Below are 6205 nucleotides of genomic sequence, written 5' to 3' on the forward strand. Positions count from 1 at the left end.
CACCTGCCGACCCATCATGTTCGTGATCCTCCGACGCCTTTCAGGAGTGAATCACGCCTCCAGCCCCTTCGCAAGCAGCCGTTTTTCAACAGTCTCGACCGATTTTGACACCGCATTGCCTAATCTTTCACATATAGGGTAGGGGGGTAAGCTATGTCTCACTTGCATACTGATGACGCCCTTCTGAAACGCGTCCGGCGCATCGCCGGGCAAGTCACCGCGATCGAGCGAGCGCTGATTTCAGAGAAGGATTGCGCTACCACTCTTCACCTGGTTGCGGCGACGCGAGGCGCGATGAACGGCCTCATGGACGCGATTATTGAATCGCACGTTCGCGAGCATGTCGCCCGGCCTGATCTATCCGACGACGATCGCGCCGCTGGGGCGGAGCAGCTCATCGCCGCGATCCGCCGCTACTCCAAATAGGGACATCTATGGCAACGCTCCCCGCGATCAAGGGCCACACTCACGATCACGTTTTCCTCGGCTCCTCGCATGACGAAAACGCCCGGCGCACGCTCTGGGTGGTTGCACTCACAGCCGGAATGATGGTGGTCGAGATTGTCGCCGGATACCTGACCGGCTCGATGGCGCTACTCGCGGACGGGTTTCATATGGCGACACACGCGGGTGCGCTCGGCGTCACGGCTGCTGCCTACGCCTATGCCAAACGGCACGCCCATAATCTCGCCTATAGCTTCGGCACGGGCAAAGTCGGCGATCTGGCCGGGTTCGCCTCGGCGATGGTGCTCGGGCTGATCGCGCTCGGGATCGCGGTGGAATCCGTCCTGCCCTGTTTCAGCCGATTACGGTCGCCTTCGGCGAAGCAACGATCATCGCCGTCGTCGGCCTGGGCGTGAACATAGCCAGCGCCTTCCTGCTCTCGGGTGGGCATCACCACGGGCACGATCATCATCATGGACACGATCACGGCCATGCTCACGGCACGCATGGTGGCGATAACAACATGCGCTCGGCCTATGTCCACGTCCTCGCCGACGCACTCACCTCCGTCCTTGCCATCGCGGCGCTATTGGCCGGGCGCTATCTTGGCTGGATATGGATGGACCCAGTGATGGGCATCGTCGGCGCGGTTGTGATCGCGCGATGGTCGTGGACACTGATGCGCGACACAGCCTCGGTGCTACTCGACGCGACCGACAATCACGTTGCCGATGAAGTGCGCGAGCTGGTCGAGGCACCGGGGGATGCCCGGATTGCAGACCTTCACGTCTGGCGGGTCGGCCCGGAAGCGCACGCCGCGATCGTCAGTGTCGTATGCGGGCAAGACATAGACGGCGACGCGATCCGCGCCCGCCTGATGCCAGTCCACGAAATAGTGCATCTCACGGTCGAGTGCCGATAGGCAGCGTGCTTCACCAACACCATAACCGACAAATCATGACGCCATCATCGATTACCTCAGGCTTCCGGTAGATCGCGTGCTGCACCGAGGTGCTTCTGGATCACGGGCATGGCCGCTTGAGCCTTTGCCCGTTCAGCAAGATCGCTACCCTGCGCCGCGTAGGCGCCATGAACCTTCAGCGCTTCCTCGTGCGCGGCGATTTGCCCGCGTTTGTAGGCCGCGTTGAACTCAACGCTCGGCGTGTTCTGCAACGTGTCCAGCATCTGAGACAAGGGGGCGTCCAGCGCGCTTCCGGTGTCGGAGCGGCCAACGATCTTCTGGTCTGACTTCACTCGGCTATGATGGTGGACCATCTGTTGCGCGAAGGCTCGCGTAGCCTGGCTCTTCGAGCGGGTCAGCGCGAGCTGACTGGAGTCGACCTCGTACTTGCTCAATGCTTCCACGGCGCTCGAATAGCCCGTGGTTTCCAACGGTGCCGGGTTCGTGCTGATCCCGGCCTGAGCGAGGGACGGCGAGAACGGCATCGCAAAGCTCGCCATGGATAGCGCGCATAGAAATACGCCTGATAACGTCCTCATTGATCTGCTCCTGACTTACTACGGCCTTAAAATGTTCAGCCCGCAGGGCGGACGATGTTGGTCTTGTCCAGCGCGGCGCGAAGCCCGCGTGCCAGCTTACGCGCGTCATCGTTTGCCCAGAAGTGCATGAAGAAGAGCCGCGGCTGATCGTCCAGCATATGGTTGTGGAGTGCGGTCACCTCGATCCCATTTGACCGTAGTGCACGAAGCACCGGATCGACTTCGGCGGCGGTCAGCACGAAATCGCCCGTAATGGCCGCCTTTCCTCCGCCGGTCGGCTGAAAGTTGAGCGCCGTTGCCGTGCCCATTGAGGCGGGTGCAGGCATTCCGCTGTCGCTCAGCTTTTCAGCTCGGGGAAAACCGAACTGGTAGACGCCTCCGTTGGGCTTGCCCTTGCCGCCCATGATCCCGTCGATCGCGGCGGTGTCGAAGTCGAGTTTGGAATCCGCGGCCTTGGCAGGCGCGGTCATCGGTGTCCGACTCTCGGCAAGCGCGGACCGCAGGTTCTTGGCCATCTCTCCCGGATCGCCGTGCCCGCCGACATGCAGGTACATCGTCGCCGGTGAGGAACGGAGCAAATGGTTATGGAGCGCCGTCACCGTGAAGCCACTCGTGAGCAGCTTGCTCATGACAGGGTTCACCTCGTCGTGCGTCAACACGAGATCGCCCATGACCATGGCCTCTTCGCCCATCGGCATGAAGGCAAGCCAGGAGCCGAGCGCCAGCGCGGGCTTGATCGCCACGCCGTCGAGCTGGACGTTCAGATCGGAGCGAGGAAACGCATAACGGCGGACCCCGTCCGGCTGCGTCGTGCCGCCCCGGCCAAGATTTTCGTCCACTGTTGCCCACCTGTTGCTGTTCGCCTGAGCTGGGGCCGTTTGCGGAGCGGTCTGGGCGACTGCCGGTCCAGCGAGCAGGGCGGCAAGCGGTAGCAACAAGTGACGCAATGCTTTTCTCCTTGGATTCGACTGGCGGGCCGCATTCGCGAATGCTCGCGACCCTATGATGTGCACCACGAATTTTCCGGACAACATTTAGCTTGTGATGTGAAATGATACAAGTGTACGTTAGATTTATTATTGTGATACAGAATGCCGCATGACTGACGATCCACTTATCAAGCCACATGACTGGCTGCTGCTGATCCCGCAGCTACCGGCCAAGCCGGCCTATCTGCGCGTGCGGGTGTGGCGGCGCTTGCAGGCGATCGGTTCTGCTCCGCTGAAGAACGCAGTCCACGCGCTACCCCTGCGTCCCGACACGCGCGCGCTGTTCGAGGAGTTGCGAGCGGAAATCACAAACGGAGGCGGCGAGGCACTGATCCTGGAGGCCCGGCTTGTCGAAGGCATGACCGGTGCGGAACTTCGCGCCATGTTCGACGCGGCCCGCGACGCCGATTATGACGATCTGGCGCGTGAGTTACGCTCGTTGACCGAAGGCGGCGAGGTGGCCCTGGCGGATACCCGGCGGCTTAGAAAGCGTCTGGACGAGATCGCCGCGATCGACTTTTTCGGCGCGCACGGGCGACAGGCTGTCCTGGCCGCCCTCGCCGACGCAGACCGCCGCGTCCATGAACATCCGGACGTAAGCGGGACGGGCGCGCTGGAGCTGACGCCCGCGGAGCTGAAGGGCCGCACCTGGGTCACGCGCCGGCATGTCCATGTCGACCGCATCGCGTCGGCCTGGCTGATCCGCCGGTTCATCGATCCGCAAGCCAGCTTCAAGTTCGTGGACGGCAAAGGCTACGTGCCCGAGCCGGAAGAACTGCGTTTCGACATGGCAGACGCGGAGTTCACGCACGAGGGCGACCGCTGCTCCTTCGAAACACTGGTATATCGAACCGGTCTCGATGCCGACCGGGCGCTGATCGCGCTAGCCGAGATTATCCATGACCTCGACATTGCGGATGGCAAGTTCGGCCGACCGGAAGCGGCCGGAATCGCCGCGTTGGTCAACGGCATTTGCGCGGGAACGGATGATGACGTGGAGCGGATTGCCCAAGGCTCGGGCGCGCTCGATGGTTTCCACGCGCATTTCACCAAACAACGTGGCGGACAGGGGGCTGGATGATGGCACATATCGGTGATTTCGCCCCCACAAGCTCGGTCATCGGAGAAGCTCGGCCACCTGAGCTGAGCTACCCCGCGCTGTTCCTGCGCTTCCTCCGTTTCGGCATGATGGCGTTCGGTGGTCCGGTGGCGCAGATCGCCATGATCAGGCGCGAGCTGGTCGATGAGGAACGCTGGATTCCAAGCGACCGGTTCAACAAGCTCCTGGCCGTGATGCAGGTGCTGCCCGGACCGGAGGCGCATGAGCTGTGCGTCCATCTCGGCATCCGTGCCAAGGGCCGTCTGGGAGGTGTCCTCGCCGGGCTAGGCTTCATGCTGCCGGGACTTGTCCTTATGCTCGCGCTCGCCTGGGCCTATACACGGTTACCGATCCAGGGGACCGTGTTCGGCGCCATCTTCCTTGGCGTCCAAGCGGCGGTCATTGCGGTTATCGTGCGCGCCATCCACCGCATCGGCGAGCACATCCTGCTCGGGCCGTGGCTATGGGCGACCGCCATCGCAGCCGCAGTCGCGTCGCTCGCCGGGGTCAGCTTCTGGATTGTGCTTCTCGCCGCCGGTGCAGTCTATGCGCTCGGTTCGACCGGCCGTTACGCACTCGCCGCGGTCGTGGTGGCGCTCGCGATCGGCGCGGCGACCCTGACCTGGACGGGTGGCACGGCCCTGGCGGGGACGACGACCGGCGTGCGGGAATCCGCTCCTACGATGGCCGCGCTTTTCTGGGCGGGGTTGAAGGGCGGCCTGCTGACGTTCGGTGGAGCGTACACAGCAATCCCGTTCATCCGGCACGACACGGTGGGCCAAGGCTGGATGACCGATGGACAATTCCTAGATGGCCTCGGCCTGTCGGGCATTCTGCCTGCGCCGCTAGTGATCTTTGCGACCTTTGTAGGCTGGATCAGCGGCGGGCTGGCCGGTGCGCTGGCAATGACGGCCGGCATGTTCCTGCCCGCATTCGCCTTTTCGCTCCTGTTCTACGATCGCCTGGAAGCCGTCGTCGAGCACAAACGCCTCCAGCTATTCCTGGCCGGGGTGGCGGCAGGTGTCGTCGGTCTGATCGTGGTGACGGTGATCGATCTTGCCCAGACCACGGCCACGCGAACACCAAACCCGATCGCGAGCTTGCTCATCTTTGGCGTCGCGCTTGCCGTCATGTACCGCTGGAAAAGCAAGCTCGCCACGCCTGTCGTTCTGGCTATCGGGGCCGCGGTCGGAGCGTTCACCCTGACCTGATGGGATAGCGACGCCCCCTGATCTCAAGTCTGAAGCAACGTCTAAACGCATGTCCGGGTTGGAGCAGTGCATATGAAGGGTAGCAGTAAAATGGGTATGCCGAACGTCCGATATATCCCGCTTCTTCTCGCCTGTTTGGCGAGCGCGGTCATCGGTTCTCCCGCCCACGCGCAGGACGACATCCAGGCATGGGGATCAGTGATCGCCACAGGACCGGTTCGCGGCGACCTCTTTCTATGGCTCGAAGCTCAGGGGCGCGCGACCGATGACGTCGGGGGAGGCAGCCAGTTCATTGCACGGACCGCGATCGGCGCGAGGATAGCACCCGACGCTCATGCAATCGCGGGTTACGCCTATATCCGTACCGACCCGGAAGGCGGCCGGATCACGAACGAACACAGGCTTTGGCAGCAGGTGCAATTCGCCGTCGTGCGGAATGGTAACGGGACCCCCCTTCTCATCAGTCGCACGCGGCTCGAACAGCGCATGCTGGAGGGTCGAGATGATACCGGGTGGCGGTTGCGACAGTTTGTCCGGGTGCAGGTGCCGATCGCGCGCCAGGGAACAGTGCAGGCAGTCGCCTTCACCGAAGGATTTTTTAACCTGAACTCGACGAGCTGGGGTGCCCGTGACGGCGTGGACCAGTGGCGTACTTTCGTCGGAGTCGGCGTACCTGTCGCGCCCCGAATGCGATTAGAACCGGGCTACCTGAACCAGCACGTCTTTCGGCGCGGAGAAGATCGCACCAACCACGTGCTGAGCGCGACCCTTTTCGTGGCGCTTTAGCCAAGCAAGCCCGGACGCAGACGAATTGCGGTTCGGGCTGCGGCTCTTATGGGCAATCTCGCCAAGTGTCACAACCGAACGAGACTGTTGAAAAAGGCGTGCGCGGGATTGGCTTGGCGGATAGCTGGCGACGCCGGGCACCGGAGGATGCGCCGCGTATCAGGCCGGCGCGGCCT

6 protein-coding genes and 1 pseudogene are annotated in these 6205 nt (G+C 62.8%); 5 read left to right on the forward strand and 2 right to left on the reverse strand.

Annotated elements, in window-relative coordinates:
- Nucleotides 1-153: 153 nt before the first annotated feature.
- Both EQZ23_RS19555 and dmeF read left to right on the forward strand, forming a co-directional pair.
- Nucleotides 154-426, forward strand: coding sequence for a metal/formaldehyde-sensitive transcriptional repressor (locus tag EQZ23_RS19555; protein WP_066609287.1), 273 nt, complete (start codon nucleotides 154-156; stop codon nucleotides 424-426).
- An 8-nt stretch (nucleotides 427-434) separates the two neighbouring features.
- Nucleotides 435-1366, forward strand: a pseudogene (gene dmeF, locus EQZ23_RS19560) (CDF family Co(II)/Ni(II) efflux transporter DmeF).
- A 56-nt stretch (nucleotides 1367-1422) separates the two neighbouring features.
- Here dmeF and EQZ23_RS19565 read toward each other — a convergent pair.
- Nucleotides 1423-1905 (reverse strand): DUF4142 domain-containing protein, encoded by a 483-nt coding sequence (locus EQZ23_RS19565; RefSeq protein WP_062734594.1) that lies wholly within the window; start codon nucleotides 1903-1905, stop codon nucleotides 1423-1425.
- Nucleotides 1906-1979: 74 nt separating this feature from the next.
- A complete protein-coding gene (locus EQZ23_RS19570) occupies nucleotides 1980-2891 on the reverse strand; it encodes a DUF1259 domain-containing protein (RefSeq protein WP_062734604.1) in 912 nt (303 codons plus the stop codon).
- A 151-nt stretch (nucleotides 2892-3042) separates the two neighbouring features.
- On the opposite strand from EQZ23_RS19570, the gene EQZ23_RS19575 reads away from it, so the two are divergent.
- The 3 genes from EQZ23_RS19575 to EQZ23_RS19585 all read left to right on the forward strand — a co-directional run bounded on the left by EQZ23_RS19575 (nucleotide 3043) and on the right by EQZ23_RS19585 (nucleotide 6029).
- Nucleotides 3043-4014 (forward strand): chromate resistance protein ChrB domain-containing protein, encoded by a 972-nt coding sequence (locus EQZ23_RS19575; RefSeq protein WP_234422447.1) that lies wholly within the window; start codon nucleotides 3043-3045, stop codon nucleotides 4012-4014.
- The gene (chrA, locus tag EQZ23_RS19580; protein ID WP_174525681.1) at nucleotides 4011-5243 is read left to right on the forward strand and encodes a chromate efflux transporter; all 1233 of its coding nucleotides are present in this window, start codon (nucleotides 4011-4013) and stop codon (nucleotides 5241-5243) included. Before EQZ23_RS19575 ends, chrA begins: the two co-directional genes overlap by 4 nt.
- A 90-nt stretch (nucleotides 5244-5333) precedes the next feature.
- Nucleotides 5334-6029: a DUF2490 domain-containing protein gene (locus tag EQZ23_RS19585; RefSeq protein ID WP_066609286.1), complete on the forward strand. Its 696-nt coding sequence runs from the start codon at nucleotides 5334-5336 to the stop codon at nucleotides 6027-6029.
- Nucleotides 6030-6205: the final 176 nt, after the last annotated feature.

It is taken from the genome of Sphingomonas sp. UV9 (assembly GCF_004101245.1).
Lineage (GTDB): Bacteria > Pseudomonadota > Alphaproteobacteria > Sphingomonadales > Sphingomonadaceae > Sphingomonas.

What these genes read in the sequence shown, in the direction of transcription:
- EQZ23_RS19555 (WP_066609287.1), top strand. Translation starts at nt 154, where the DNA reads ATGTCTCACTTGCATACTGATGACGCCCTTCTGAAACGCGTCCGGCGC.
- EQZ23_RS19565 (WP_062734594.1), bottom strand. Translation starts at nt 1,905, where the DNA reads ATGGCGAGCTTTGCGATGCCGTTCTCGCCGTCCCTCGCTCAGGCCGGG.
- EQZ23_RS19575 (WP_234422447.1), top strand. Translation starts at nt 3,043, where the DNA reads ATGACTGACGATCCACTTATCAAGCCACATGACTGGCTGCTGCTGATC.
- chrA (WP_174525681.1), top strand. Translation starts at nt 4,011, where the DNA reads ATGATGGCACATATCGGTGATTTCGCCCCCACAAGCTCGGTCATCGGA.
- EQZ23_RS19585 (WP_066609286.1), top strand. Translation starts at nt 5,334, where the DNA reads ATGGGTATGCCGAACGTCCGATATATCCCGCTTCTTCTCGCCTGTTTG.